The organism is Anaerolineae bacterium (assembly GCA_016931895.1).
Taxonomy (GTDB): domain Bacteria; phylum Chloroflexota; class Anaerolineae; order 4572-78; family J111; genus JAFGNV01.
In genome coordinates this window covers 32,388-58,910 of record JAFGDY010000065.1, presented here as the reverse complement: position 1 = coordinate 58,910, position 26,523 = coordinate 32,388, and the positions used below count along the sequence as shown (strand labels likewise).

The 26,523-nt window shown below is 56.0% G+C and carries 20 protein-coding genes and 1 pseudogene; 9 read left to right on the top strand and 12 right to left on the bottom strand.

What is annotated here, in order from left to right; all coding sequences use genetic code 11:
* Positions 1–67: 67 nt before the first annotated feature.
* From JW953_05300 to JW953_05260, 9 genes and pseudogenes are all read right to left on the bottom strand, one after another.
* Positions 68–316 carry a hypothetical protein gene (locus JW953_05300; protein ID MBN1992098.1) on the bottom strand — a complete coding sequence of 83 codons (249 nt, stop codon included), beginning with the start codon at positions 314–316 and terminating at the stop codon, positions 68–70.
* Between the two features lie 26 nt (positions 317–342).
* Positions 343–915: a potassium-transporting ATPase subunit KdpC gene (gene kdpC / locus JW953_05295; protein MBN1992097.1), complete on the bottom strand. Its 573-nt coding sequence runs from the start codon at positions 913–915 to the stop codon at positions 343–345.
* An 82-nt stretch (positions 916–997) separates the two neighbouring features.
* A pseudogene (kdpB, locus tag JW953_05290) lies at positions 998–3,084 on the bottom strand (potassium-transporting ATPase subunit KdpB).
* Positions 3,085–3,239: 155 nt separating this feature from the next.
* Entirely contained in the window at positions 3,240–3,458 is a 219-nt protein-coding gene (locus JW953_05285; protein MBN1992096.1) for a hypothetical protein, read from the bottom strand.
* Positions 3,459–3,472: 14 nt separating this feature from the next.
* Complete coding sequence (kdpA, locus tag JW953_05280) at positions 3,473–5,227, bottom strand: potassium-transporting ATPase subunit KdpA (protein ID MBN1992095.1); 1,755 nt, start codon at positions 5,225–5,227, stop codon at positions 3,473–3,475.
* On the bottom strand, positions 5,227–5,316 hold the full coding sequence (locus JW953_05275) for a potassium-transporting ATPase subunit F (GenBank protein ID MBN1992094.1): 90 nt from the start codon (positions 5,314–5,316) through the stop codon (positions 5,227–5,229). Before JW953_05275 ends, kdpA begins: the two co-directional genes overlap by 1 nt.
* A gap of 112 nt (positions 5,317–5,428) precedes the next feature.
* Positions 5,429–5,929 carry a PRC-barrel domain-containing protein gene (locus JW953_05270; protein ID MBN1992093.1) on the bottom strand — a complete coding sequence of 167 codons (501 nt, stop codon included), beginning with the start codon at positions 5,927–5,929 and terminating at the stop codon, positions 5,429–5,431.
* Positions 5,930–5,953: 24 nt separating this feature from the next.
* Positions 5,954–6,133, bottom strand: a complete 180-nt coding sequence (locus JW953_05265; GenBank protein MBN1992092.1) for a hypothetical protein — start codon at positions 6,131–6,133, stop codon at positions 5,954–5,956.
* A 19-nt stretch (positions 6,134–6,152) separates the two neighbouring features.
* Positions 6,153–8,051: an amino acid permease gene (locus JW953_05260; protein MBN1992091.1), complete on the bottom strand. Its 1,899-nt coding sequence runs from the start codon at positions 8,049–8,051 to the stop codon at positions 6,153–6,155.
* 301 nt (positions 8,052–8,352) lie between these two features.
* Between JW953_05260 and JW953_05255 the strand changes: the two genes are divergently transcribed.
* The 5 genes from JW953_05255 (at position 8,353) to JW953_05235 (ending at position 15,882) form a co-directional block, all read left to right on the top strand.
* Positions 8,353–10,137, top strand: coding sequence for a S9 family peptidase (locus tag JW953_05255; GenBank protein MBN1992090.1), 1,785 nt, complete (start codon positions 8,353–8,355; stop codon positions 10,135–10,137).
* A gap of 73 nt (positions 10,138–10,210) precedes the next feature.
* The gene (locus tag JW953_05250; protein ID MBN1992089.1) at positions 10,211–11,620 is read left to right on the top strand and encodes a trimethylamine methyltransferase family protein; all 1,410 of its coding nucleotides are present in this window, start codon (positions 10,211–10,213) and stop codon (positions 11,618–11,620) included.
* Between the two features lie 125 nt (positions 11,621–11,745).
* Positions 11,746–12,924 (top strand): amidohydrolase, encoded by a 1,179-nt coding sequence (locus JW953_05245; GenBank protein ID MBN1992088.1) that lies wholly within the window; start codon positions 11,746–11,748, stop codon positions 12,922–12,924.
* Entirely contained in the window at positions 12,908–14,761 is a 1,854-nt protein-coding gene (locus JW953_05240; GenBank protein ID MBN1992087.1) for a S9 family peptidase, read from the top strand. Before JW953_05245 ends, JW953_05240 begins: the two co-directional genes overlap by 17 nt.
* Entirely contained in the window at positions 14,758–15,882 is a 1,125-nt protein-coding gene (locus JW953_05235) for a creatininase family protein (protein MBN1992086.1), read from the top strand. Before JW953_05240 ends, JW953_05235 begins: the two co-directional genes overlap by 4 nt.
* A 27-nt stretch (positions 15,883–15,909) precedes the next feature.
* On the opposite strand, the gene JW953_05230 is transcribed toward JW953_05235, so the two are convergent.
* On the bottom strand, positions 15,910–16,671 hold the full coding sequence (locus JW953_05230) for a TIM barrel protein (GenBank protein MBN1992085.1): 762 nt from the start codon (positions 16,669–16,671) through the stop codon (positions 15,910–15,912).
* Positions 16,672–16,918: 247 nt separating this feature from the next.
* On the opposite strand from JW953_05230, the gene JW953_05225 reads away from it, so the two are divergent.
* Positions 16,919–18,220: an NAD(P)/FAD-dependent oxidoreductase gene (locus tag JW953_05225; protein MBN1992084.1), complete on the top strand. Its 1,302-nt coding sequence runs from the start codon at positions 16,919–16,921 to the stop codon at positions 18,218–18,220.
* Between the two features lie 19 nt (positions 18,221–18,239).
* On the top strand, positions 18,240–19,424 hold the full coding sequence (locus JW953_05220) for a glycine C-acetyltransferase (protein MBN1992083.1): 1,185 nt from the start codon (positions 18,240–18,242) through the stop codon (positions 19,422–19,424).
* Positions 19,425–19,472: 48 nt separating this feature from the next.
* On the opposite strand, the gene JW953_05215 is transcribed toward JW953_05220, so the two are convergent.
* Both JW953_05215 and JW953_05210 read right to left on the bottom strand, forming a co-directional pair.
* Positions 19,473–20,942 carry a zinc ribbon domain-containing protein gene (locus tag JW953_05215; GenBank protein MBN1992082.1) on the bottom strand — a complete coding sequence of 490 codons (1,470 nt, stop codon included), beginning with the start codon at positions 20,940–20,942 and terminating at the stop codon, positions 19,473–19,475.
* Between the two features lie 9 nt (positions 20,943–20,951).
* The gene (locus JW953_05210) at positions 20,952–21,710 is read right to left on the bottom strand and encodes an SIMPL domain-containing protein (GenBank protein ID MBN1992081.1); all 759 of its coding nucleotides are present in this window, start codon (positions 21,708–21,710) and stop codon (positions 20,952–20,954) included.
* Positions 21,711–21,974: 264 nt separating this feature from the next.
* Here JW953_05210 and JW953_05205 point away from each other — a divergent pair, with 264 nt between their 5' ends.
* Positions 21,975–25,736 carry a glycosyltransferase family 39 protein gene (locus tag JW953_05205; protein MBN1992080.1) on the top strand — a complete coding sequence of 1,254 codons (3,762 nt, stop codon included), beginning with the start codon at positions 21,975–21,977 and terminating at the stop codon, positions 25,734–25,736.
* 20 nt (positions 25,737–25,756) lie between these two features.
* A complete protein-coding gene (locus tag JW953_05200) occupies positions 25,757–26,512 on the top strand; it encodes an SH3 domain-containing protein (protein ID MBN1992079.1) in 756 nt (251 codons plus the stop codon).
* The last annotated feature ends 11 nt before the right edge of the window (positions 26,513–26,523 follow it).

Genomic DNA, 26,523 nt, shown 5'->3' with positions numbered 1-26,523 from the left:
TTCTGGTTCACCTCTGTATTTTGAACCAGAGCATACCCCATTTTCCGGTTAGGACAAATTGGAAATTTCAGCGTGCGTTTAGTATATATTGGGTGAAGTAGGTTTGTATTAAATCAAGTAAATTGTCTTTGATTTCAGGGTCTTTTAATAGATAGCGTTTTTGATAAATAGCGCCGGTTACAAAATAGCCTGTGTTGTCTAAAAATAAATGTACTGGTGTATTGCGATGTTTTTTAAGCATAAGATGCACCTGCCCGTTTTGCCAAAGCGAGGTAGGAGTTGTCGCGGTGTCCAGAGCTTGCTCTGGTTTTGCCAAAGCAAGCTTTGGACTCCCTTTTTCTTTTATTTTAACCCATCCAGGGCCAGATTCAAAAGCAGCACATTGACTCGCGGCTCGCCCAACAGGCCGAAGGTGCGGCCTGCGGTGTGCTTATTAATCAGGCGGTTGACTTCTGCCAGATCAAGCCCTCTGACCTGGGCCACTCGCGTCGCCTGATAGCGGGCCGCGGCTACGCTGATATGCGGGTCCAGCCCGCTGGCCGAGGCTGTGACCAGGTCGACCGGCGCAGGGGCGTTGTTGTTCGGGTCGACAGCCCGCAGCGCGTTGAGACGCGCCTGCACATTGGCCATTAAGATAGCGCTGGTTGGCCCTAGATTGGAGCCGGAGGAAGCGGCTGCATTGTAAGGGAACGGCTGAGTAGCCGAAGGTCGGCCCCAGAAATATTGGGGGGCATCAAACGGCTGGCCGATGAGTTCTGAGCCAACCAGCCGCCCATTTTTGACAATCAAACTGCCGTTGGCCTGATGTGGAAAAATAAGTTGAGCCAATGCGGTTACGGTCCAAGGATAAAGCAGGCCAGTGACGAGAGTAAATAAGGTCAATAACACAATTGCCGGTTTAAGTTGAGTGTGCATTTGATTGTTTCCTCGTTAGCGGTTAGCAGTTAGCGGTTAGCTTTTTGCTACTTGCTACCTGCTAACGGCTATCGGCTATCAGCTATACTAATCCCAGTCCTACCAAAATCATATCAATCAGTTTGATGCCGATAAAAGGCGCAATCAGACCGCCGCCGCCATAAATAAGCAGGTTATTGCGCAGCAGTTGCGTCGCGCCTACCGGACGATAGGGCACTCCCCGCAGCGCCAGCGGGACCAGGGCAATAATGATGAGGGCATTAAAAATAACCGCCGATAGGACGGCGCTTTGTGGTGTAGCCAACCGCATAATGTTCAGGCTGTCCAAAATGGGATAGGTAGCCGCAAAAGCTGCCGGAATGATGGCAAAATATTTGGCTATGTCATTGGCAATGCTAAAAGTGGTCAACGCGCCGCGGGTCATCAACAACTGCTTACCGATTTCCACAATCTCGATGAGCTTGGTCGGGTTGCTATCCAGATCGATCATATTAGCCGCTTCACGGGCCGGTTGGGTGCCGGTGTTCATGGCCACGGCCACGTCGGCCTGAGCCAGGGCCGGGGCGTCATTGGTGCCATCGCCGGTCATGGCGATCAGTCGGCCTCCGGCCTGGTATTCTCTAATAAGCTTCAGTTTGGCCTCAGGCGTGGCTTCGGCCAGAAAGTTATCTACCCCCGCCTCAGCGGCAATAGCGGCGGCAGTGAGCGGGTTGTCCCCGGTGATCATCACTGTTTGAATGCCCATTTTCCGCAGATGGCTGAAGCGTTCTTTGATGCCGCCTTTCAGTACATCCTTTAAATGAATTATACCAACCACCTCACCGTTGCGGGCCACTACCAACGGCGTACCGCCGTCGTGGGCAATGCGTTCAACTATGGCTTTCATTTCCGGGGGTGGAGTGTAGTTATTTTCAAGAGCGTAGGCGGCAATGGCGTCAGCAGCGCCTTTACGGATGCTGGTTCCGTTCAGGTCTACGCCGCTCATGCGGCTTTGGGCGCTAAAGGGCACAAAGCGTGCCCCGTAGGCGACTTCATTCCGACCGGCCTTTTGCCCACGCAGGCCATATTCCTGTTTGGCCAGCACCACAATGCTGCGACCTTCAGGCGTTTCATCGGCCAGCGAGGCCAGTTGCGAAAGTTCGGCTACCTCTCGGACGTCAGTACCATTCAGCGAAATAAACTCAACCGCCTGACGATTGCCCAGAGTGATGGTGCCGGTCTTGTCCAGCAACAACACGTCCACGTCGCCGGCAGCCTCCACCGCCCGGCCCGACAGGGCGATGATGTTGCGTCGAATCAGCCGGTCCATCCCGGCAATGCCGATGGCGCTCAACAAACCGCCGATGGTGGTCGGAATTAGGCAGACCAGCAGGGCCACCAGCACGGTGATGGTAATCGGTTGGCCCTGTCCCACGGCCCTGACGCTGTAAATGGAGAAGGGCAGCAGCGTGGCTACCACCACCAGAAAAATAATCGTAAAGCCGGCCAGCAGAATGTTGAGGGCAATCTCGTTGGGCGTTTCTGGCGCCTGGCCCCTTCTACCAGGCCAATCATCCGGTCCAGAAAGCCCTCGCCGGGATTGGCGGTGATTTTGACGATAATCCAGTCGGAGGTAACGCGGGTGCCGCCGGTCACGGCGCTGCGGTCGCCGCCGGACTCGCGGATGACCGGCGCGCTCTCGCCCGTGACGGCGCTTTCATCAACCAGGGCCACGCCTTCGATAACCTCGCCGTCGGCGGGGATGATGTCCCTGGCTTCTACCAGCACCAGGTCGCCCTGGCGTAATTCTGTGGAGGTGGTTGGTTCCTGGGGCGCATTTCTGTCTGCTTTGGCGAGTCTTTTGGCTCTGGTTTTCTGCCGGGTCTGGCGCAGCGCCTGGGCCTGGGCTTTGCCCCGCCCTTCGGCCAGCGCCTCGGCAAAGTTGGCAAACAGCGCCGTAAAGCAGAGCCAGAGCGCCACTGCGCCCATAAAGGCAGTGGAGTCACTCTCGATAGGGCCGTTGATGAGCGTCCAGCCAAAGAGAGCGGTCAGCAAAACACTGCCGACCTCGACGATGAACATGACCGGGTTGCGGATTTGTTGGCGCGGGTCGAGCTTGATGAAAGAGCCAAGCAGCGCCCGTTGGTAAAGTTGGCGTTTTAGGTTAGTTTGTTTTTGAGTTGATGACATGGTTAAACCCCCGTGAAAATAGGCGTTTGGAGCGTTTGGAGTCCAAAGCTTGCTTTGGAAATGCCAGAGCAAGCTCTGGACTCCTGCTCCTTCTAAAAATAGCGTTTGGAGTCCAAAGTTTGCTTTGAAATGCCAGAGCAAGCTCTGGACTCCTTTCAGGACGAGAACTTCTCCCCAAAGTATTTTTTCCAGACCAGATACGTGATAGGCAGGGTTAGCCAGAAAGCAATCGCCGCAATCTGGGAGACATGATTGCTCCAGTGTCCGGTTAGCACTAAAAAAATAACTGCGATGAGCGAAGCGATGATTTGAAACAAACCAAAGCCCAAGAGCATGAGACTAACGGCCCGAATAATTGAATCCTTTGGTATCATCAAGTTCGCTTGTCCTAAAAAACGACTCCCTGATAGAGCAACAACTGCTCTACAATTGGCCCCAGGGCCAGCGCCGGGAGAAAACTGAGTGCGCCAACAATCAACACCACTGCTGCCAGCCAACCAATGAACAGGGGGGTGTGGGTAGGCAGCGTGCCGGAACTGGGTGGCACTTTCTTTTTGCGTGCCAGCGACCCGGCAATGGCCAGGGCAGGCAGGGCCACCCAGTAGCGAGCAAAGAGCATGGCCAGCCCACCAGTGATGTTGACGAAGGGGGTGTTAGCTCCGTAGCCGGCAAAAGCGCTGCCGTTGTTGTTGCCCTGCGAACTGTAAGCGTACAAAATTTCGCTAAAACCATGCGGCCCGCTGTTTTGAATACCGCTTGACCCGTAGCCGGTCGTCAAGGCAGCGGCGGTGCCCAGCAGGACCATCATTGGCGGGATAAGGATGGCAATAGCGGCCATTTTCATTTCAAACACTTCAATTTTTTTACCCAAATATTCCGGGGTGCGGCCCACCATTAGCCCGGCCACAAATACAGCCACAATGGCAAAAACCAGCAAACCATACAGGCCGGAGCCAACTCCGCCATAGATAACTTCGCCCAGTTGCATCAAGAATAGTTCAACCAGCCCGCCCAGGGGGGTGTAGGAATCGTGCATTGAGTTGACCGAGCCATTGGAGGCGGCGGTGGTCGCCGTAGCCCACAGGGCCGAGTTGGCCACGCCAAAACGCACCTCTTTGCCTTCCATATTACCGCCGGGTTGCAGGTCGGTGGCTGCTTGGTCAATGCCCAGGGTGGTTAAAATGGGATTGCCGCCGTACTCGGCGCTAACGTTGAGAGCCAATAAGGGAATAAAGAAAAGGTTCATAAAAATCAAAATCGCCCAGCCCTGGCGGGTATCACCCACCATCTGACCAAAGGTGTAACATAATGCCGCCGGAATGAGCAAAATGGCCAGCATTTCAAAAAAGTTGGAGAGCAGGGTGGGGTTTTCAAACGGATGAGCCGAGTTGGTGTTAAAGAAGCCGCCGCCGTTGGTGCCTAACTGTTTGATGGCAATTTGCGAGGCTGCCAGGCCAACGGCCAATACCTGCTCGGTGACAAGATTGCCGCCGGTATCGGTGGTGGGTTGCAGTAACGGGACAGTCTGGGCGGCCTGGAAGGTTTGTACGACGCCCTGCGAAACCAATAGCAGGGATAGGGCCAGTGACAGGGGTAGCAGGATGTAGAGGATAGTGCGAGTCAGATCCACCCAGAAATTCCCGATAGCTTGGGCAGATTGTCGCGATAACCCTCGAATCAAGGCGACCAGCACAGCCATTCCGGTGGCCGCCGATACAAAGTTTTGCACGGTTAGCCCCAGCATTTGGGGTAGGTAGCCCAGTGTGGTTTCGCCGCCGTAATTTTGCCAGTTGGTGTTGGTGGCAAAACTGATGGCAATGTTCAGGGCGGTGTGGGCCTCTACCGGCCCCAGGTGTTGCGGGTTTAACGGCAGCAGGTTTTGCAGGCGTAAAATCAGATAGAGCGCCAGAAAACCCAGCCCATTGAGCAGCAGCATCGCCAGGGCGTAAATTTTCCAATCCATCTCTTGTTGAGGATTCACCCCGGCCAGCCGGTAAAGTAATCGTTCAACCGGCCCAAGCAGCCGGTCCAAGGGGGTACAATCACCGCTATACACGCAGGCCATATACGTGCCCAACGGTTTCACCATCAGCAGAAGCATGAGTAGATAAAAACCAATTTGCAGCCAGCCACTACTGGTCATTAGAATTTTTCTCCCCTCACCAACATCACCAGCAGGTAAACCAACAGGGCAATGGCAATAAACCCTGCAATGCCATATAAAATTGCCACGTTATTCCTCCATCAGGTGTTGAGCGCCCAGCACAAAGCCAATACTAATCAGGAAGAAAAGTAAGGTGATGCTGAGATAGATTAAATCAATCATCAATCAATTCCTATCAGGTTAATTCCACCAGACAGGGCACCACCGGCAAGGACAGCATGGTTCCCCCTCTTCTGCCTTAACCCAATATTGCTGAATTTCGGCATCTAAATTCGGGCCGATCCCCTGCGAGGGGTTATCAAGCTGGGGCGAGTTAGCCAGCATTGTCTCATCGGCCTCCAGCAATATTGCCCCCTGTGCCGGCCCAAAGGTCAATTTCTCCCAGGGAATGGGCACAATCTTATTCTTATGGGGTATCATTGCCGTTTTACCCTTAAACGCCGGGTCGTCAAAAGAAACAACAACATAAATCGGATGGCCGTCTTTCATGTCTACAACAACATTTTTGATGGTCCCCAGATTGGCGCTGGCAGAGTTGGTGATTCTATGGTCAATGAAAGTGCAAATATCTGAAGTTAATGCCTCTTCTGGATAGGCTGGGTCTGGCGACAACGTTCTGACCCAGGCCAAAAGCCCCACAAACACGAAAATCGTTAAGGTAATATAGAACATTCGCTTCATAGTTGACCCCTAATCTAAACATCTTTATTGGGTGTTGTTTTCCGATTTCTGGGTATCCTGTCCATACTCATCGGATCGCAGTAACCGCTTTAAAAAATCAACCAGGGTCCGGCTGGCTAACCAGATAAGCACGACTACCGGACCGATTATCCATACGACTAAAATCAGCTCCAAAACCTCAAGCGCATTGTAATGGTGGGTCATCAAACCAGCTCCTCATTCATTAAATATGATAGGGGACGTCAATAATCACCACACCCGGATAACCACGCAGGCGCAAGCGGAGCATATTGGCGGTCTGGTTGTGTAATAGCCGGGCAATCGCCGTGGTGGGAATAAACTCCGGCACAACGACGGTGATAAGTTGTTGGGGATGTTCGGCCACAGCCTGCCCGATGTAATTTACCAGGGGCGTCAGCACGTCGCGGAAATCATAGGTGATCTGCACCAGGTTAATCCCATCCGTAATCTCCGGGAAGCGCTGCCAACGACGTTTCAGGTATTCTTTGTTTTGCGGGCTGGTGACAATGCTGACCGCGTATACGTTATTTGAAAAACGTTTGGCATAACGCAGGGCGCGCAGGGTGCCCAGGTGGACGTCCCCAATCGGGATAATGACCATATCGGCCACCTCATGCATATCCTTGAGGGAAAAATTACGAGTGCTCAGGGCTTCGGCCACGCCGTCGTAGTGATGTTTGATGGAAATGAACAACCAGATAATGAGCGGTATAGCCAGCACCACAATCCAGGCCCCTTCAATAAATTTGGTGACAATCAGAATGATTAACACCACAAAGGTTACTACCGAACCAATCGCGTTGAGGCCGCGTTTCCACCACCAGCCGCCTTCGTAATGGATGGTGGTACTGCCGGTGTGAACCTGCTCGCCCGGCGGAACTTTGGCCACTTTCCCCATCAAGCGGAACATCCCGGCCTGGGATAGGGTAAAACTGGTCATTACGCCCAGGGCATACAGGGGCAGCATCCGAATTTCGTCGGCGTCAAAGGCAATGGCGATGATGGCGGCCAGCGAGGCCAACACAACAATCCCGGCGCTGTAAACCAGCCGGTCGCCCCGGTTTTGCATCCAGCGGGGCATAAAACCGTCCCGAGACAGAAACGCGCTCAAGCGGGGAAAATCCTGATACGCGGTATTGGCGGCCAGCACCAGGATGAGCATGGTAAATAATTGCACCCAATAATATAGAAAACCGCCGCCGGTAACTGCGCGAGCCAGTTGTGACAGGATACTCTCTGTTTCACGGGGAATCAGGTGTAAATGGGTTGCCAGGAATGAAATGCCGATGAAGAGCGACATCGCCATGATGCCCATGGCCACCATGGTCTGGGCCCCATTTTTCGACTCTGGGGGCTTAAAAGCCTGCACCCCGTTACTGATGGCTTCGATGCCGGTCAGGGCGGTTGTGCCGGCGGCAAAGGCTCGTAGCAGCAACCAAGCATACGCAAATCCGATGAAGTCGCTGACCGGCGGCACGGTGGTGGTGACTATGTTTATGGGCGCAGCCCCAAACAATTCAAAGTAGCGCGCCAGCCCAATCACTATCACCACCAGCACGCCGATGACAAAGGCGTAAGTAGGCAGAGCAAAAATGGTACCGCTTTCTCGCACCCCCCGCAGGTTGACCCAGGTGATCACCAGGATGATTAATAAAGTCAGTAGCAGGCGATAATCATAATACTGGGGAAAAGCCGAGGTGAAAGCCCGCACCCCGGCTGAAACTGATACCGAGACAGTAAGAACGTAGTCGGTGAGCAGGGCGGCAGCGGCAATTAGAGAAGGCATGGTGCCCAGATTATCTTTGGCCACGGTGTAAGCCCCGCCTCCTTCCGGGTAGTGGATAATGGTTTGAATATAACTGAAGATAACGGTCAAAACCAGGGCGGCAATGCCCATGGCCAGCGGCAAGGTCATAGCCAACGCGCCGCTGCCCAACAAAATCAGAATGCTCATGATGGCTTCGGTAGCGTAGGCGTTACTGCTGATGGGATCTGAAGCAAAAACGGCCAGCGCCCGCACTTTGTCCAGCCGCTCGTGCAGCTCGTGGCTGTTAGGGATAGGGTCGCCAATGAGCAGGCGCTTAACTTGTGAGAGATACATCAGGTGTATAACCCCCATGGATAAGATTTACAAGGGGTCTTCTTTCCCTTGTTTCTTATACCATACCAAAAAACATATAAATGATGTGTCAAGAAAATAAGGGGGAATATCAAGAAAGTGTCAAGAATTATAGCGTTGTAGTTGATTAGGCATCACTGCGCCCATCATCCCTGGCAGTCCTTTGCGGGATGACCGTTTTTATGATAAGCTGAGACTGTGTTTTTGTTTCCACTAAAATCAAACTAACCGAAATACTGGCAGACTGGCTGCGTAAACAAAGTATTGCCATCTAAAAACAACAATGCTCCCTCTCAAACAATTGTTATGCACTCCGGGCGTAGACCCCGACTACGGCTTTGACTTATCGCCGGATGGAACTAAAGTTGCTTTTGCCTGGAACCCAACCGGCCGTTGGGAAATTTACGAAGCGCCAATTGACGGAACCGTTGCGCCGCGCCAGATTTCAAACGGGCCGGGCGCAAAATTTGCGCCCCGCTACTCCCCCAACGGCACTCGTCTGGCTTACGCCGCCGATTTTGACGGCGGTGAAAATTTCCACCTCTTTATCTTTAACCTGACCCAAAAGCGGCAGGCCGATCTCACGCCGAATATTGGCTGCGCCCTCTTGCCCCACTTTGCCTGGTCGCCGGATGGCGCCCGCATTGCCCTGCTCGCCGACCGGCCCGGCCATTTCAGCGTTTACACCCTCCCGGCTGACGGCGGCGACATGCAGTTGGTGTTGGATGCGGGCCGTCCGGCCTGGGACGTGCGCTGGTCGCCAAATGGGCGCTGGCTGGCCGTGGAAGTGGACTGGCGCGGCCAGGACCATACCATCTTCCTTGTCTCAATGGTTGACGGTACAACCACTCAACTGGTTGAAGACGGCGTGTTGCTCAACGCCATGCACCCGGCCTGGTCGCCCGACAGCCAACGCCTGGCCTTCTGCGCCGACCCGCATGGCTGGTACGACCTTGGATTTTATCACCTGGCCGGCGGCGTGGTGGAATGGGCCAGTGGCGGCAGCGGCGACGATATTTCTCCGGCATGGTCTGCCGCTGGCGGGTTGGCTTACCTGCATCGCCACGGCGCGCTGACCCGGCTGGCTGTGCGGCAGCCGGGCGAAAAAATAGTTTATCATCAATTAGGGGAGGGTGTTCATGCCCGCCCCACCTTTACGCCGGACGGCCGCCAGATTGTCCTGACCTTCAACAGTCCGCGTTGGCCCAACGATTTGTGGCGTTTTACCCTGGCCGACAATCGGTTTTGCCCGTTAACCCGCTCCTGGCCCGCTACCCTGCCCGGCGAATCCTTTATTATCCCTGAAGAGATTTATTATCCCGGCCTTGATGGCGCCCGGATTCCGGCGTTGCTTTACCGGCCTGAAAACTCTAATGCCTTCAGCCCGGCGGTGGTGGTTATTCACGGCGGGCCAAACTGGCATGTTTCGGTGATGTGGTTTCCCTTGATGGCCCACCTGGCCGGCCGGGGCTGGGTGGTGCTGGCCCCCAATTATCGCGGCTCCACCGGCTACGGCCGAGCCTGGCAAACGGCCAACCGTTTTGACCTGGGCGGCATTGACACGCAGGATTGCGCCGCCGCCGCCCTTTACCTGGCCCGCGAGGGTCTGGCCGACCCGGCCCGCATTGCCGTGACCGGCCGCAGCCACGGCGGCTACCTGACCATGACCTGCCTGACCCAATTTCCTGAGCTATGGGCGGCGGGATCGGCGGTGGCGCCGTTTCTTAATTGGTTCACCGCCCATCAAAATTCTCGCCCCGATCTGCAATATTGGGACCTGGAAAACATGGGCGATCCCCGGGAAAATTACGAGCGGTGGCACCAACATTCGCCCTTCTTTTTCCTGGAGCAGATCAAAGCGCCGGTGCAATTAATTTGCGGCGAGCATGATCCCCGCTGCCCGCCAAGCGAAGCGGTGGCCGCCGCCCAAAAATTGCAAGCCCTGGGTCGTAAAGTAGAGTTGTTATGCTACCCCGACGAAGGGCACGTTTTCCTTAAACTTGAGAATCTGCTGGACTCAGAACTCCGCCGCGTCTCATTTTTGGCTGCTGCGTTGGAAAATCCCTAACGCAGCGTGTGTCTCTTATTGGCCATTCATTTGTGATTTGCGTTTATCCATTTGCATTTTCTACGGAGAACCCATGAACCTTAACCTTTTGTCACTTCAAGATATTGAAGCCATCCATCAGGCCACATTGCGTATTTTGGGCGAAACCGGCGTAATTTTAACCGAGCCTCAGAGCCGCGAAATTCTCACCGGGGCCGGGGCCGCCGTGCAGGATCAGCGCGTCCTCCTACCCCCCGACCTGGTGGAAAAATGTATTGTTCAGGCCGGTAAAAGACCCACTTTATTAGGCCGTAACGGAATCAGCAGAACGTTAGGCGACGGCGCGCTGTCTTTCCACAACCTGGGCGGCGCGCGGGAGGTGTACGACGCCGCCGGCAGCACTCGCCGCCCGGCCACCATCCAGGATGTGCAAAACGCCACCCGCCTGCTGGATGCGCTGGACAACTGCCATACCATCACCCCCTTTTTTACCCCCTGCGACGTGCCCGGCCCGGTGATGTCGCTCTCAATGTATCGCCACGCCCTCCCCCATACCGTCAAACCGTTGCAAGGGCCGGGCATCCAATATGCCGCCGAAGTGCGTTATGCGGTTAAAATGGCCGAGGTCATTGGCCACCCGGCCCAGGTGTTGACCCTATCCCTGTCGCCGGTCAGCCCGCTGACCATCCCTGACCACGAAGCCGAAGCAATCATTGAGATCGCCCGGATGGGCATTACCTTTGGTCCTCTACCCTGCCCCACTGCCGGAATGACCGCGCCGTTCTCAATAGCCGGGGCCATTGCCCAACAAAATGCCGAGATACTTTTTGCCCTGGTGTTGGCCCAACTCGTCCGCCCCGGCCTGCCGATGATTTACTGCGGCCGGCTGGCCATGATGGAACCGCGCACAGCCCTGGCCGTGTGGGGAGGGGTTGAGCTGGGCCTGCTCTCGGCGGGCACGGTGCAACTTGGCCACCATTATGGGCTGCCGGTGAACGTGTACGGTTTTTCTACCAATGCGCACACCTGCGATGTGCAAAACGGTTTTGAGCGGGCGATAGGCGCGGTGATTCCGGCCCTGGCCGGCGCCGACGAACTTTCAGGCATTGGCGAGATGGAGGCCGGCGTGATGGGGTCTTATGCCCAGATGGTGCTGGACAACGAATTTGCGGCCGGTATTTTGCGCCTGCGTCGTGGTTTTAGCGTCACTGCCGAAGCCCTGGCCGTGGACGAAATTGCCGAAGTCATGCGCTCTACCCGCAACTTCATGGCCCAACTGCACACTGTTAAATACCTGCGAGCCGGGGAAATGCTGCTGACCCGCCTGGCCGAGCGCGACTCGTGGAATACCTGGGAGCAGGGCGGCCGGCAGGGCATGGCCGAACGCGCCCAGGCCGAAGCCGAACGCCTCTTGCGTGAACATCACGTGCCGCCATTGGCTGAAGCGCAGGAAAAAGAATTGGCCATGCTGCTGGCCGCGGCTGAAAAAGAATTGGTCAAGTAGGGGCCGCCACACTTCTGGAGTGTCTCCACTTTGCCCATATCCTCTTGACCAGAACCCTTTTCTGGATTATCCTGAGTGAATACGGATAAAGTTTAAATTACCAAATTCACTTTCAGGAGATTCCTATGTTTACTAAAGCTAAGGCCATGCAGGCGCAGTTAACTGATTGGCGACGTGACTTTCATGCCCACCCGGAACTGGGTTTTGAGGAGATTCGCACCTCAACCCGGGTGGCCGAAGAATTGGATAAGATGGGGTACCGGGTCCGGCGGGGGGTAGGCCGGACCGGGGTGGTGGCCGATAGTGGTTTTGGCCAGCCGGCGATTGCTATCCGCGCCGATATGGATGCCCTGCCTATTCAAGAGGCCAATGAAGTAGCTTACGCTTCCCAAAATTCGGGAGTCATGCACGCCTGCGGTCACGACGCGCACACAGCCATGGCGCTTGGCGTGGCGGCTTTACTGTCAACCGAGCAGTTTCCGGGCATGGTCCGGTTTTTGTTCCAGCCCTCCGAAGAAGTGGCCGACGAGGAAGGTTTCAGCGGGGCGATGCGGATGATCCAGGAGGGGGTCTTAGAAGGGATGGATGCAGTGATTGCCTTGCACGTTGATCCTACCACTCCGGTGGGCAGTATTCGGGTTGACGCCGGCCCGGCTTCCGGGGGAGTGGATTCCTGGTTTGGCTGGATCATCGGCAAGGGGGGGCACGGGGCCTATCCCCACGAAGTGATTGACCCCTTTTATATTTCGGCTCACATTATTCTGGCGCTCAACGGCATTGTCTCCCGCCGCCTGGCTCCGTTCAATCCGGCGGTGGTCAGCATTGGCTCCTTGCACGGCGGGTCCACCGAAAATGTCATCCCCACCCGGGTGGATATTACCGGCACCTTACGTTACACCGATGTGAAAATACAAAAACAAATTCATGCCGAAATCAAACGCGCCTTTGAGCTGTCCCACTCGTTGGGCGGTAATTATGAACTGGAATTTGAGATAGGCGTGCCGCCCATGTTGAATCATCCCCAGGTAGTTGCCCTGATCAAGAGCGTGGCCGCCGATCTGCTTGGCCCGGAACATGTTTTGCCCATGGCCAAAGAACTGGGCGCGGAGGATTTTAGCTGTTTTTCCAAAGCAATCCCCGGCGCAATGTTTGATTTGGGCGCGCTTATTGAGGGCGATATGCGTTATAGTCACAACCCCCGGTTTGACATTGACGAAGGCGCTTTGCCCGTTGGCGTGGCCATTCTAACCGAAACAGCCCTGCGCTTTCTGCGGCAAGGAAAACAAAATGGACAAACCGGCTAAGCTCACCGAAAAATATGAACATCGCGGCTGGCCCTCACTGGCGCGCCCGGATATGAAACCGCCCCCCGGTTGGAGCCTATCGCTCATTACCTCTATTGAGCGCATCCGCCACCACGCTCTTTCGCCGGATGGCCAGACCATCGCTTTTATCAAAGACGGTGAAACGCTTTCTGATGTTTACACCCTGGCCGTATCCGGCGGCTGGCCGCAGCGGATTTCTACCGACCGCGCTCTGGTGGCCTATTGGGAAGGTGATGTGCCGCAGTGGTCGCCGGATGGCCGCTGGCTGGCTTTCACCAAAGACAACCATGTCTACCTGGCCCCGGCCGCCGGCGGACTGCCGCAGAAAATCACCGATTTTGCTACCGGCGCGAGCGCGCCCAAATGGATGCCGGATAGTTACGGCCTGATCGTGTCGGTGGAACGGTACGAGGCCGACCAACTGGTGCTGACCGACCGGGCCGGAGGTTGGCCACGCGCCCTCACCAATTCTGGCGACGGTAATCATTGGCACGCCCAGCCTTCGCCCGATGGGACCATGGTTGCCTTTATTTTTCAGCCCTTTGACGACCTGAACCGGCTTGACCTGCGCCTGATTGACCTGGCCAATGACCAGATTCGCCTGCTGCATGGCCGGCCCAAAGTGCGGATGTGGCTGCCGCGCTGGTCGCCGGATGGGCAATGGCTGGCCTTTATCTCGCAACAGGCCGGTTATGACGATCTGTGGCTGATCCGGCCCAACGAAGAAGGGCTGCGCCAATTGACCAAACTTGGTTACGATATATCGGACCCGGCCTGGTCGCCGGACGGGAAACACATTGCCTGCACCGTCAATCGCGGCGGGGCCATTGATCTGGCCCTGGTTGAAGTGAACACAGGCCGGGTGACCGATTTACGCAGCGGGCCGGGCGTCCATTCGTACCCGCGCTGGTCGCCGGATGGTTCATTTCTTACTTTTGAGTATGAAAGCCCTCTCCAACCGCCCGATATTTACCGGCTTGACCTGGCGGCCGGCCAGGTCAAGCCCCTGACCTTCTCCCAATCACCAACGCTGGCCGGCAATGAACTGGTGCTGCCCAAAAGGGTGGCGTATCAGAGTAACGATGGCCTGGAAATTCCCGCGTTTCTCTACCACCCTCCTCAGCCCAACGGCGCGGCCATTTTATACCCGCATGGCGGGCCGTCGGCCCAATACCTGCTTGAATGGGACATCCTGGCCCAATACCTGGTGGCCAAAGGTTACACTTTTCTGGCCCCCAACTATCGCGGCTCCACCGGCTACGGCGTAGACTTTGAGCGGGCCAATTACAACGATTGGGGCCAGGGCGATATGCAGGACTGTCTTTACGGGGCCAAATACCTGCGCAGCCTGCCCGGCCTTGACCCCGCCCGGCTGGCCATTATGGGGCCGAGCTATGGTGGTTATCTGACCATCTGCTGCCTCTCCCGCGACCCGGAATACCTGTTTGCCTGCGGCATTGCCAAATACGGCGACGCCAATCTCATCAGCTCGTGGGCGCAATGCAAGCGGGAGTTGCGGCTGTATATTGAAACCTTTCTGGGCCATCCAGCCCAAAATCGCCAGGTCTACCTTGAGGGGTCGCCCCTGTACGATGTGCAAAACGTCAAAAAGCCGATGTTCATTCTGCACGGCTTATTGGACAAGGTGGTTGCGCCGGAGGCTTCAGAAGAATGGGTGGAGGCGCTCAAGCGTTACGGCAAAACTTTTGAATACAAAACTTACGCCAACGAGGCCCATGGCTTATTGCGCCGCGCCAATCAACTGGATGCCTACACCCGGATTGAACGCTTTTTAGACTGGTATCTACTGCCATGACCAAATTTTTAACTTATGATGAATTGACCTGGCCGGAAGTGGCCCACTTGCCCCGCGATATTCCCCTTATTTTGCCGTTGGGGCCTGGCTATGACCTGGATCGTTTGGCCGAGGCGTTGGGGCAGCCTGGCCAGGTTGGGCTTTTGCCCGCGTTTCCTTTTGGCTGGGCAAGCAGTGGTTTGCCCGTGGCGGATGAGCTGCTGGGCCGTTACCTGGCCAACTTGTTAGACAGCCTGCGCGACGATGGCTTTAGCCGGGTTTATGCCTTAACCCCGCCGGGGGTTGACCTGGGTTTAGGCCCCAGCCGGTTGGTCCTGCCTCATCCCGGTCAACGGCAGCCTCAGCCCCTCCTGCCTGCCGACGCCGAACGCGACAAAGTGGTCATTATCCCTATTGGCCACACCGAACAGCATGGGTATCACCTGCCCCTCTCCACCGATACGCTCATCATCCAGGCCATTGCCCGCCAAACTGCGGCGGCTGCGCCTACCCGGGCCGTAACGCTGCCGGTGATGCCTTATGGCGTCAGCACGCACCGGGCCACCTTTGCGGGCACGCTGAACGCCGGGGGACGGGCCTTTGAGGATTTCTGGCTGGGCGTCATTGAGACGCTGGCCCGGCGCGGTTTTAACCGTTTTTACCTGTTAAGCGGCCACGGAGGGAATTGTTCGTTCCTGGTCAACGTGGTCAAGTATGCCGGGGAGCGGCACCGGCGCATCTTCTGCGCCACGGCCTGGCTTTACCTGTCGGGGCCAGAGGGGGTAGCGGCGCTGGCGCAGCATCGCCAATCTGCCCTGGGGGGGATGGGGCATGCCGGAGAGCTGGAAACATCGCTTATGTTACACTTGCGCCCAGATTTGGTGCGCCTGGAGCGGGCGGTGGATGAAACGGATTTTGTGACCACGCCCTCCTATTATATGGATTGGGTGGAAGGCGGTGCGTTGATAGCCAATCCGCCCTGGGACGACGACACCCAAACCGGCGCGTATGGCGCAGGCAGCCTGGGCACGGCGGAGAAGGGTGAGTATTGGCTAAAAGCTGCCATTGCTGAAAAAGCGGCCCATGTGGAAGAGATCCACACCCAGCACCAGCGCCGGGAACAGCGTCGCGGCGCTGGTTAAATGAAAATGGTGACTGTCATCAAGCCGCTAAACGTTCAAGGCCAGGGCCTGTTTTAGGACGGCTTCGTCGCCAGCCACCGGCGAAAACTCCAAACCAACGTAGCCGCTGTAGCCGGTTTGCTTGATGGCGGCAAAGATATGGCGGTAATCAAGCTCGCCGCCAACCAACTCGTGGCGACCGGGCACTCCTGCCGCGTGAAAATGGCCGATCCAGGGGGCATAAAGGGTAAGATTGGCAATCAAATTGCCCTCGGTCACTTGTTGGTGATACAGGTCGTCCAAAATCTTTAACGCCGGGGAATCCACTTCTTGAATCAGGTCCATGGCTTGCGACATTTTGGATAGCCAATAGCCGGGATGGTCTACCAGCGGATTGAGCGGTTCAAGCACCAAAACTACTCCCTGATCTTCCGCCGTTTTAGCCATTTTTTTTAACTTTCGGACCACCCGGCGGCGCGTGATGGCAAAGGTTTCATCGGCCAGCACGTTGCCCGTGGTCACAATCAGGGTGTGGCAGTCCAATGAGCGGGCCACCGCCGCCGATTCAACCACGCCGTCAACAAAAACCTGGTCATCCTCCCGATTGACCAAACAGAAGTTTGGTTCAAAGCAGCATGCGGCCAGGCGCAGGCCCGTTTCCTCTTTAGCCGCGCGAATTTTGGCCAGGTCTTTGTTTTGCCAGCTCCAAAACTCAAAGGCCTGGTACCCCACCGCCTTGACCCGCCGGATGCGTTCTTCCGGCGGTTGATTGAGCCAGAACATCTCAATACAAACTGATAGATTGACCATATTTGTTCTCCTTTTAGACAGCCTATTGCGGGCAGCCGTATAACGTAAGGAAATTGGGATCATCACCAATCATCTTTTTGTTTGGCAGCTCGCTCATTCTAGCATATCTATCCCGACTTTTCAATCTGTTTAATAACCTTGCCTGCCACTCTTGACATCTGGCCCGTCTTCATTCAAAATAGAAACATGTTCAGTGGAATTAGGGGTGATATTATTGGCTTTCGCCACATGCTTTTGGGGAAAACTTATGGATAACCAAGATTCACTGCGCCATGTGGTCATCATTGGTGGAGGGTTTGGCGGGTTGTATGCGGCTCAAAGTTTGCGTCATACGCCAGTAAAAGTGACCCTAATAGATAAACGTAATTTCCATCTCTTCCAGCCGCTCTTGTATCAAGTAGCCACGGGCGGATTATCCCCGGGAGATATTTGTTCGCCACTCCGCGCGGTGCTGCGTCGTCAAAAAAATATCACCGTGTTAAATGCCGAAGTGATTGACATTGATGCCCAATACCGCCAGGTAATTTTACGAGATGGAAAATTGCATTACGATACTCTGATTGTAGCCACAGGTGTTAGCCATCACTACTTTGGGCATGAGGAGTGGGCCGAAATTGCACCGGGCCTAAAAAGTATTGAAGATGCCCTGAATATTCGACGGCGTATTCTGTTAGCCTTTGAAGCCGCAGAGCGAGAACCAGCCCAGCAACAACGCCAGGCGTGGATGCGATTTGTGGTAGTTGGGGGCGGGCCAACGGGACTGGAATTGGCCGGAGCATTGGGTGAGTTGGCTCATATGACTTTAAAAGAAGACTTTCGACATATCAACCCGGCCCAAGCTGATATTTTGGTGATAGAGGGAATGGAGCGAGTATTGCCCACCTATCCGGCAGATTTGTCGGCCAAAGCTGAAGCAGCCCTCAACCGCCTGGGGGTGACCGTGCGTTGCAATACCCTGGTGACCGATATTAGGGATAATACCGTTATCCTGCGTCACAATGACCAGGAAGAACAAATTCAAGCTCATACTATTGTGTGGGCGGCGGGCATGCGGGCTTCAGCGTTGGGGCAAGTGTTGGCCCAACGCATCGGCGTTGAATTGGACCGTTCCGGGCGGGTGCTGGTTGAACCCAATTTGTCCATCGTCGGCCAGCCTGATATTTTTGTGGTTGGCGACTTGGCCCACTTTGCGCATCAAAATGGCCAGCCCTTGCCTGGAGTTGCGCCAGTGGCAATGCAACAGGGGCGATATGTAGCTAATTTGATTAGGGCCAGGCTTGAAGGTAAACGTTTGCCTGATTTTCGGTATGTTAACAAAGGCAACCTGGCCGTTATTGGCCGGAATGCAGCGGTAGCCGAGTTGGGAATGTTCAGATTTTCTGGATTTGTGGCCTGGCTGGCCTGGATTTTTGTCCACATTTGGTATCTGATTGAGTTTGACAATAAGCTATTGGTCCTATTTCAATGGGCCTGGAGTTATTTCACTCGCAAACGTGGGGCGCGTTTGATTACGGGGTCCGACCCTTTTCCGATTATGATTAGCAAGTAATATTTTCAGGAGATTCCTTATGACCGATAAATTAGCCTGGCTGGACAATGCTTTGCGCGAACTGCGCGAGAAAAAGCTGTACAATACCATCCGCACTATTGCCTCGCCCCAGGGCGCCTGGCTGACGGTGGACGGCCGCCAAACCCTGAACTTTTGCTCCAACAATTACCTGGGCCTGGCCAACGATTCCCGGCTGGCCCGGGCCGCCAAAGCGGCCATTGATGATCTGGGGGTGGGGCCGGGGGCTGTGCGCAGCATCGCCGGGACCTTGAGCTTGCACCTTGAACTGGAAAAACGCTTGGCCGAGTTCAAAGAAGCGGAAGCGGCCATTGCCCTGCAATCCGGTTTTTCGGCCAATCTGGCCGTCATTGCCGCCCTGGTGGGCCGGGGCGACGCCATTTTTTCCGACGAGCTCAACCATGCCAGCATCATTGACGGCTGCCGCCTGAGCCGGGCGGACATCGTCCGCTACCCGCACAACAACGCCGCCGCTCTGCGGGACTTACTGGCGGAGAAACGCGGCCAATACAACCGGGCCATCATCATTAGCGATGGTGTGTTCAGCATGGACGGCGACCTTGCCCCCCTGCCGGCCCTGGCCGACTTGGCCGACGAATTCAATTGCATGATCATGGTTGACGACGCGCACGGCGAGGGCGTTATGGGTCGCGGCGGGCGGGGCATTGTGCATCATTTCAACCTGCAAGGCCGGGTAGACGTGGAAGTGGGCACTATGTCTAAAGCCTTTGGCGTGGTGGGTGGCTACGTGGCCGGAAAAGCCGTTATTGTGGAATGGCTGCGCCAGCGCGGTCGCCCTTTCCTCTTCTCCTCGGCTATGACCGTGCCGGATACGGCGGCCTGCCTGGCCGCGGTCAACATTCTGGAAGAAAGCACCGCCCTGGTAGACCGCCTATGGCAGAATACCCGCTACTTCAAAGAAAAAATGCAAGCCCTGGGTTTTGACCTTGGCCGGAGCGTTACGCCCATCACGCCCGTGATGCTTAAAGCGGAAGAACTGACCCAAACATTCAGCCGTCGCCTCTTTGAAGAAGGCGTGTTTGCCACGGCTATTGCTTACCCCACCGTGCCCATGGGCCAGGCCCGCATCCGGGTGATGATCTCTGCCGGGCATAGCCAGGAAGATTTGGACCAGGGCCTGGACATTTTTACTCGCGTTGGGCGCGAATTGGGCGTGATTGGCTGACCCCCATCTTGGCCGGTCCGCACTCGTTTCACCCCTGAGCCAATTCCCTTAATTGATTTTTTGCCCGCAGTGCAGGCAATAAACCTGTTCCAGTTCCGGCGGGACAAACTGCGCCTGCGCGCAGTGGGGGCAGCGGCGCAGGGACGCGGTCTCGTGGCCGCAGCCGGGGCAAAAGTGGTAGTCATCGGCCAGGGCGCGGGCGCAGTAAGGGCAATGGCGGGTGGGTGGTTCTTTAGCCGGGGGTGAGACTGGTTCTGGTTTGGTCAAGGGTAAGGGAGATTCAGGTTTTATTAATGCCTCCTTTTCAGACGGTAGGGCCAATTCTATATCTTCTGCGGGGGGCGGGCGGCGGGCGTAGAGCAACATAAAAATACCTACCAACAACAGCCCCCCCATAGTCAACAACAATCCCCGCCAGGGAGTCAACATCCCCAGCGAAAAAATACCCAGGAAGATGAACAACAGCAAGCTCACCCGCCACCAGATTTTACGCCAACCAACGGCCAGGCCCAAGAAGAACAGCAGCAGGCTGCTGACGAGCAGCAAGGCCAGGATAGCCGCCAGGGTTGCGCCCACCAGACCGCTCAAAAAGGTCAGTAGAGGATAAAAAAGGGCCAACCCGCAGCCTATCAAAAGATACCCCTCTGACCGCAACTGAACCCGGCTCTGGCGGAGGACGCCAAACAGGGTGACCAGGAAAATGCCAACCAGAAATGGAGCCAATCCGGCCAGAATAGAGAAATCGTCCTGCAACTGGGCCACGCGCTGGGTAAAACTCAGACGGGTGGGCAGGATTAGTTGTATGTCGCGGTCGGCAATCAGGCCGGGGTATTGCCAGTTGAAAATCTCACCCTCGTTGGTTACTTTGCTGCTGGTGGTGGGGAGGAAGGCGCGCGGCACTTCGCTGCCCGGCAGGCCCAGAACGGTGACCACAATATCCACGTTGACCCGCTGGTCCTGCGGCAGGCCGTAGCTGAAACGGTTGGCCCCATCGGCCTGATAGCTGATGATAACCTGGTGTTCCTCGCCTGGCGGCAAAGTGACCTGCCAACTGATGCCGCGCGTGGTATAGCTGGCGTTGGCTGGTTCTTCATCGTCCACCAAAAAACGGACCTCGTGCAACGTTTCAAGGTTGTTGGGAAAAGGAAAGAATAGCTCAATGGTGTTGGTGGCGGAGCCGGTATGAACCAGGTGGTATTCTCCCTGAAAGTCAAGGTCGTAAACGGTCACGCTGACCCCTTCCTGCTCTTCGTAGCGGGCGGCCAGGGTGGCTCGCACCCGGCTGTCTTGGATGGGGAGCATCGCTGCTGCTTGGTCGCCCTGCTGGACAATGTTCAACACTGGCGCTTTTTGTGACACGCTCCGGCTGTAATTGTAGTTAAGATATTCTTGTTGCGCGTCGGTATAGATTTGAGTGGGCAGGGTGTTGACCACGGCAAAGTAAGTTATAAGCAGGCCGATGAGGATAACCAACAATACCCCGCTGATGAGTAAACGGCCAAAGGAAATCTTGGTCATATTGCCCTCCTATGCAAGTTCAAAAGTAACCGATACCCTGGCCTTAACCGTAATCTGACCGGGAGCCAGGCTATCGTAATTGGTATAAACGCCGCCACCGGCGTCTTGAATCACATTCTGGGTTAGAGTGTCACTTCGGGAAGACCCCCACCAGGCGTTGTACCACGACCACCAGCCGGCTTGTTCCTCATGAATGGTGCGGGGTTGGCCCACGCGCTGCCCCAAATCCCCGGCTAAGGCTATCGCTTTCTCCTGGGCCGCCTTGATGGCCAGGCTGCGGGCTTCATCCCGATGTTTTCGCAGTTCTGTAGTTTGAAATTGAACCCCATGCACGTAATTAACTCCAGCCTCCAGGGCGCCGGTCAACAGGTCTTCAAATTTGGAGAGGTCCTTGAGGGTGATGACAATGGTTTTACGCACAAAATAGCCAATCAATTTTTTTCGTTCGTAATAATCGTCGTAACGTGGTTCAAGGCTGAGGTGTTCTGTTTGAATGTATTTTGACTCGATCCCGTACTGTTGCGCCAGGGCCAAGACCGCCTTCACCCGTTCATCATTTTGCTGTTTGGCCGTGTGCAGGTTTTTGTCCCAGGTTTCGACGCCCAGGGTCAGCACCACCTCATCAGGCACAACCCGCACCTCGGCCTCGCCGGTAACGGTGATCACACGCGGTTCGGTGGGATTGGCCTGCTTTTCCGTCCAGGCGGTCAAAAAGAAAGTTGCCGCCAACACCGCTATTAAAATACCTGCAATTTTTGTCTTCATCATATAACGCTCCTCTATAAATGACCTCTGTAGGGGCGTACCCTTGTGGTCGTCCCAGGGGACAGGCACAAGGCGCTGTCCCTACGATTACCGACATAATGATTTAATCTTCATATATCCTGTCCCTACAGATTTTCACCCTTGAGTGTAACCAACTTTTATGACAGGGGTGTGACAGAGACGCGACAATTCCGGGGCAAGTTTGCGGATTCAATTTATTGACCGTAATACTTGGGGAAAGTTCCAGGCTTCGGTATAATAGGGCTTATGCTTAATCCATCAACATTTGCCGCAACTGAACCAACCCAGGCGGCAGGACAGCCCCGCCTACGGGCGCGCCGCACCATTGGCCGTTTGGCTTTGGCTTTGTTGGGAGTGGCGGCGGGAGCCATCGGGCAGTATTTCTTCAGCCAAGATTCATTGTGGGACGGGGTGCTGCTTTACGGCATCGCCGTTATCCTGGTTATCCGGGCTTTGGTCTATCGCCTGCCCACGTTCCAGACGCCAGAACCGGAGACGGAGCATAGTGGCGCCTCCCTGCTGAATCTCCGCGCGGGCTGGCGGTGGTATGTTGGCAGTTGGCTCATTGTGCTGGCAGTAGGGGTTTCTTTTATTGCCTTTAACTTTTTTGGCAACGACGACGGCCTTTTGCCGGCGTGGTGGCTTTACCTGGGCAGCCTGGTTTTGCTCATCGGCGGGGTGCTCCTGCTCACGCGGGGGGATTCCTGGCGTGTTGAACTGCATTATTTATTTCCCCGGCGGGCCATAGCCTTGGGGCTGCTTTTGGTTGTGCTCCTGGCCCTGGTGCTGCGGCTGTATAATTTTGGTAGCCAGCCTTTTGGTATCTGGTTTGACGAAGCTGAAGCGGGGCTGCAAGCTCGCCGGATGCTGCAAGAGCCAAGTTATCGCCCTGTTCTTTATGCGCCTATTAACATTACCGGTCATTTATTGATGCTTTATGCAGCGGCGCTCCACTGGGTGGGCGATACCATTTACGCCATGCGGCTGGTGAGCGTGCTGTTTGGCCTGGGGGGAGTTCTGGCCGCCTATCTTTTTGGCCGCCAATTGTGGGGGCCGCGTTTTGGCCTGCTGCTGGCCTTTTTGCTGGCCGTGGCCCGCTGGCACGTCAACTTCAGCCGGATCGCGATGACGGGCATTGATACCCCCTTTTTTGAATTTTTGAGCCTCTTCTTTTTGATCCGCCTGCTCCAGCGCGGCCGGTTACGCGATGCCTTGTGGGCCGGGTTGACGCTTGGGTTGGGCATGGTCTTTTACACGGCTTTCCGTCTCTATGTGGCGACTTTAGTGGTGTGGGCCGTGTTGGGCATACTACTGTGGTGGCGTTGGTTGGTGAGCACGCTGCAAAATGGTGGTTGGTTGCCCCAGTTGACCCGTCTTTTACTGGTGCTGGTGGCGGCCTGGCTGGTGGTCATGCCGGTAGCAAAATTTGCCCTGGATCAACCCGACTCTTTTTGGTATCGCACCCGCCAAATTTCTATTTTCAAAAAACGCGACCAGGCCAATCTGGGGCAGGCATTGGAGCACAGCGCCGCCCAACATCTCTTCATGTTCAACTATCAGGGCGATAAAAACGGCCGCCACAACCTGCCCGGCGCGCCCATGCTCGATCCGGCCATGGCCGTATTTTTTGTTTTGGGGTTTGGCCTGGTCCTGGCCCGGCCTCGTTACCCGGCTAACATTTTTTTTCTTCTGCTGATCCCTCTTGCTTTGTCCGGCGGTATTTTTAGTGTGGATTTTGAAGCGCCGCAATCGTTGCGCTCCATCGCCGTGCTGCCGGCCGTAATCTACTTTAGCGGGCTGTCCCTGGCCGTTCTGGGCCGGGAAGCGGAAGAATCGCTGCGGCCGCTGCCCAAAATCTGGCTGTTTGGCCCGGCGGCAATTTTGTTTGGCTTCATTCTGCTGGCCAACGCCTATACCTACTTTGCGCGCCAGGCCCACAACTTCGCCTCGTGGAACGCCTTTTCCAGCCCCGAAACAATCGTGGGGCAAAAAATGACCGAGTTGGGGCCAAACCAGACCTATTTAATGTCCCCTTTCCTGGCCAATCACCCGGCCCTGGAATTCCTGGCGCCTGAAGCCACGGACCGGCGCGCTTTGGCCCTGCCCGATGCCTTGCCCCTTCGCTTCAGCCCCAACCGCCCGGTGACGCTCTTCATCCATCCTGATGACGTGTGGATTTTTAACCAGGCCCAGGAACTCTATCCCCACGGCAAATTTTATGCCGCCATGGGGCGGGACGAACAGGATACCGGCCCGCCGGTCGTTTACATTGGCGAACTGCAACCGGCCGACCTGGCCGCCATCCAGGGACTGGAATTGAATTATTGGCCCGCTCCCGCCGCGTCATTCCTGGTTGATGGGCCGGGGCCTGGCCTCACGCCACTCCAGTCCGGCCGCGCTTTGTCTGTTAAGGCCAACTGGCCCGCCGATAGCCCGCCGGCGGATAGTTTTGGGGCCGAGTGGCGCGGCATCCTCTACGCGCCGTATTACGGCCTTTATAATTTCCGGTTAACCACGCCCGGCCCGGCCCGGCTGGAAATTGATGATTACCTGGTGCTGGAAGGCCAGGCTGAACAAATGGCCGGTCTGGTGCTGCCCCAGGGTAACCATACCTTTAGCCTGCGGGTGGTAGGCGCGCCGGGACAAGTGGCCCTCTACTGGCAGCCCCCGGCCAAGGAAGAAACCCTGATTCCGCAATGGGCGCTTTACGTTCCGGCTATTGGCAATCATGGCCTGCTGGGATCATTTTACGCCAACGACCGTTGGGAAGGTCAACCGGCTTTGCAGCGGATTGACCCCTTCCTGGATACCTATTTCCATTTTATCCCCCTTAGCCGGCCCTACACGGTCGAGTGGGTTGGCTGGTTGGACGTGCCCCAGAGCGGCCTCTACCGGTTGGGTTTGCGGGCGGTGTCGGAAGCCCAGTTATTTCTTGATGGCCAATTGTTGGTGGACACGCCTGCTCCCAATCAATACGCTGAGGCGGCCATCACCCTGGAACAGGGCTTGCACGACATTTTGGTGCGCTACAAAGATAATGAGGACCGCTCCCGGATTCACCTCTACTGGGGATTGCCCAACGGCGATTTTAGCGCCATCCCTGGCCGGTACCTCTGGCCGCCCTTGGGCCGCGAGCCGGAAAGATTGGTGTCGGTGGTGGAGGTGGAAACAGCGCCCTTGAGCCTACATTGGCTGGACACCTTGGGCGACGCCGAAGAACTTGCCCTATTTTTTGAACCGCGCGACGTGGCCGTTTTGGCCAACGGCCACCTGGTGGTCGCCGATACGGCCAATCGGTGGGTGCAGATTCTAAACCCGCAGGGAACCTTTATCCAGGCCCTCACTGGCGACGAATTTCCTTTTGAAGAACCTTTGGCCGTGGGGGTCAACAGCCGGGATGAAATCTTGGTGCTGGACTCGACCTTGCAGTGGATTTATCGTTACGACGCGGCGGGTAATTTCATGGAACGCTTTGGCGGGCCGTCCGCCTATTTCTTCCACCCGCGCGGAATGACGGTTTTTGCCGATGATACCCTGGCCGTAGCCGATACCGGCAGTGCCCGCCTGACCTTTTTTGCCCCCGATGGGACTGTGACCGGCACGATGGGCCAGTGGGGTGACGGCCCCGGCCAATTCAACGAACCCGTTGACGTGCTGCGCGATCCCCAGGGCACTTACTTTGTCACCGAGGCCATGAATAATCGTATTCAGCGCGTGGACGCGGTGGGCAATTTTTGGGGCCAATGGGCTATCCCCCCGGCTTATGCCTACAACGGCCCGCACCTGGCCTTTGGCCCCGATGGCTCCATTTTTATGACCGAGTCCCAGAGCCATGCCCTGCTACGTTACGCCCCCAACGGCGAGCTGTTGGATCAGTGGCAAACTATCGGCCCGATTCAACTGGCCGCGCCGGTGGGCCTTTATTTTGACCCCGACCCCGGGCGACTCTATGTGACCGACGTTGACACGCACCAGGTTCACATTTTTGCAGTGCAAATAGAAGAATAAAAATTTACCGGAGGGAAATCATGGCTAAACAAAAAAAATCTACCAGGCGTCAGGCCAAGCGCCGCAGCAATACCAACCGCAACATTCTGATTGTGGTGGCTATTTTAGTGGTCATTGCCCTGGTTCTGGCCCTATTTTTAAGTATTGGTAATAGAACAAGCCGGACCGTACAGACGTTGGCACCGGTCAATTTACACGAAGGGCCGGGAACCAGCTATCCGGTGGTGGGCACTTTACCGGCTGGATCTGAGGTTACGGCCGTTGGCCGCAACGAAGACGGTTCCTGGTTGCAGGTAGAAACCGAATCCGGCGACCTGGCCTGGCTGGCGGCCAATCCGGAGGCGGTCAAGATAAACGGCGACGGGTCGGCTTTGTCCGTGGTTGAAGCGCCCCCGTTGGCTTACGATGCCGGTCAGCCCAAAGTCAATGAAGTTTTAACCCAAATTCCGCTGGTGGTCCATCACGCCAACGCAAATACCTGCGCCTCCCACGCCGGTTTGAATAACCTGCTACCAGAGGTGGTTGAAGGTAACGTGATCGGCCCCCACTCCGGCGATTTTGTGTTCCGGGGCGATAACGTTTTGTTCAAATATACCGGCGGTTCGTTTCAACTGATTTACGAGAATCCCGTGGCCAGATTTGAAAATGGGACAGAGTCTTTGCCCTTTGCACAGGCGATGCAATATTTTGCCAGCGGCGACATCGTTTGGACCGGCAGTTTTGGCGAGTGGCCGGGCCGGGGCGTGACCGGCTGCGATTTATCGGCCAATCCCTGAAGTGGAGTAAA

Bases quoted from the DNA above. Each gene is read 5' to 3' on its own strand.
- JW953_05225 (MBN1992084.1), top strand. From the start codon at position 16,919: ATGGATAACCAAGATTCACTGCGCCATGTGGTCATCATTGGTGGAGGG.
- JW953_05220 (MBN1992083.1), top strand. From the start codon at position 18,240: ATGACCGATAAATTAGCCTGGCTGGACAATGCTTTGCGCGAACTGCGC.
- JW953_05255 (MBN1992090.1), top strand. From the start codon at position 8,353: ATGCTCCCTCTCAAACAATTGTTATGCACTCCGGGCGTAGACCCCGAC.
- JW953_05200 (MBN1992079.1), top strand. From the start codon at position 25,757: ATGGCTAAACAAAAAAAATCTACCAGGCGTCAGGCCAAGCGCCGCAGC.
- JW953_05250 (MBN1992089.1), top strand. From the start codon at position 10,211: ATGAACCTTAACCTTTTGTCACTTCAAGATATTGAAGCCATCCATCAG.
- JW953_05230 (MBN1992085.1), bottom strand. From the start codon at position 16,671: ATGGTCAATCTATCAGTTTGTATTGAGATGTTCTGGCTCAATCAACCG.
- JW953_05215 (MBN1992082.1), bottom strand. From the start codon at position 20,942: ATGACCAAGATTTCCTTTGGCCGTTTACTCATCAGCGGGGTATTGTTG.
- JW953_05240 (MBN1992087.1), top strand. From the start codon at position 12,908: ATGGACAAACCGGCTAAGCTCACCGAAAAATATGAACATCGCGGCTGG.
- JW953_05285 (MBN1992096.1), bottom strand. From the start codon at position 3,458: ATGATACCAAAGGATTCAATTATTCGGGCCGTTAGTCTCATGCTCTTG.
- kdpA (MBN1992095.1), bottom strand. From the start codon at position 5,227: ATGACCAGTAGTGGCTGGCTGCAAATTGGTTTTTATCTACTCATGCTT.
- JW953_05210 (MBN1992081.1), bottom strand. From the start codon at position 21,710: ATGATGAAGACAAAAATTGCAGGTATTTTAATAGCGGTGTTGGCGGCA.
- JW953_05265 (MBN1992092.1), bottom strand. From the start codon at position 6,133: ATGACCCACCATTACAATGCGCTTGAGGTTTTGGAGCTGATTTTAGTC.
- JW953_05205 (MBN1992080.1), top strand. From the start codon at position 21,975: ATGCTTAATCCATCAACATTTGCCGCAACTGAACCAACCCAGGCGGCA.
- JW953_05260 (MBN1992091.1), bottom strand. From the start codon at position 8,051: ATGTATCTCTCACAAGTTAAGCGCCTGCTCATTGGCGACCCTATCCCT.
- JW953_05270 (MBN1992093.1), bottom strand. From the start codon at position 5,929: ATGAAGCGAATGTTCTATATTACCTTAACGATTTTCGTGTTTGTGGGG.
- JW953_05235 (MBN1992086.1), top strand. From the start codon at position 14,758: ATGACCAAATTTTTAACTTATGATGAATTGACCTGGCCGGAAGTGGCC.
- kdpC (MBN1992097.1), bottom strand. From the start codon at position 915: ATGCACACTCAACTTAAACCGGCAATTGTGTTATTGACCTTATTTACT.
- JW953_05245 (MBN1992088.1), top strand. From the start codon at position 11,746: ATGTTTACTAAAGCTAAGGCCATGCAGGCGCAGTTAACTGATTGGCGA.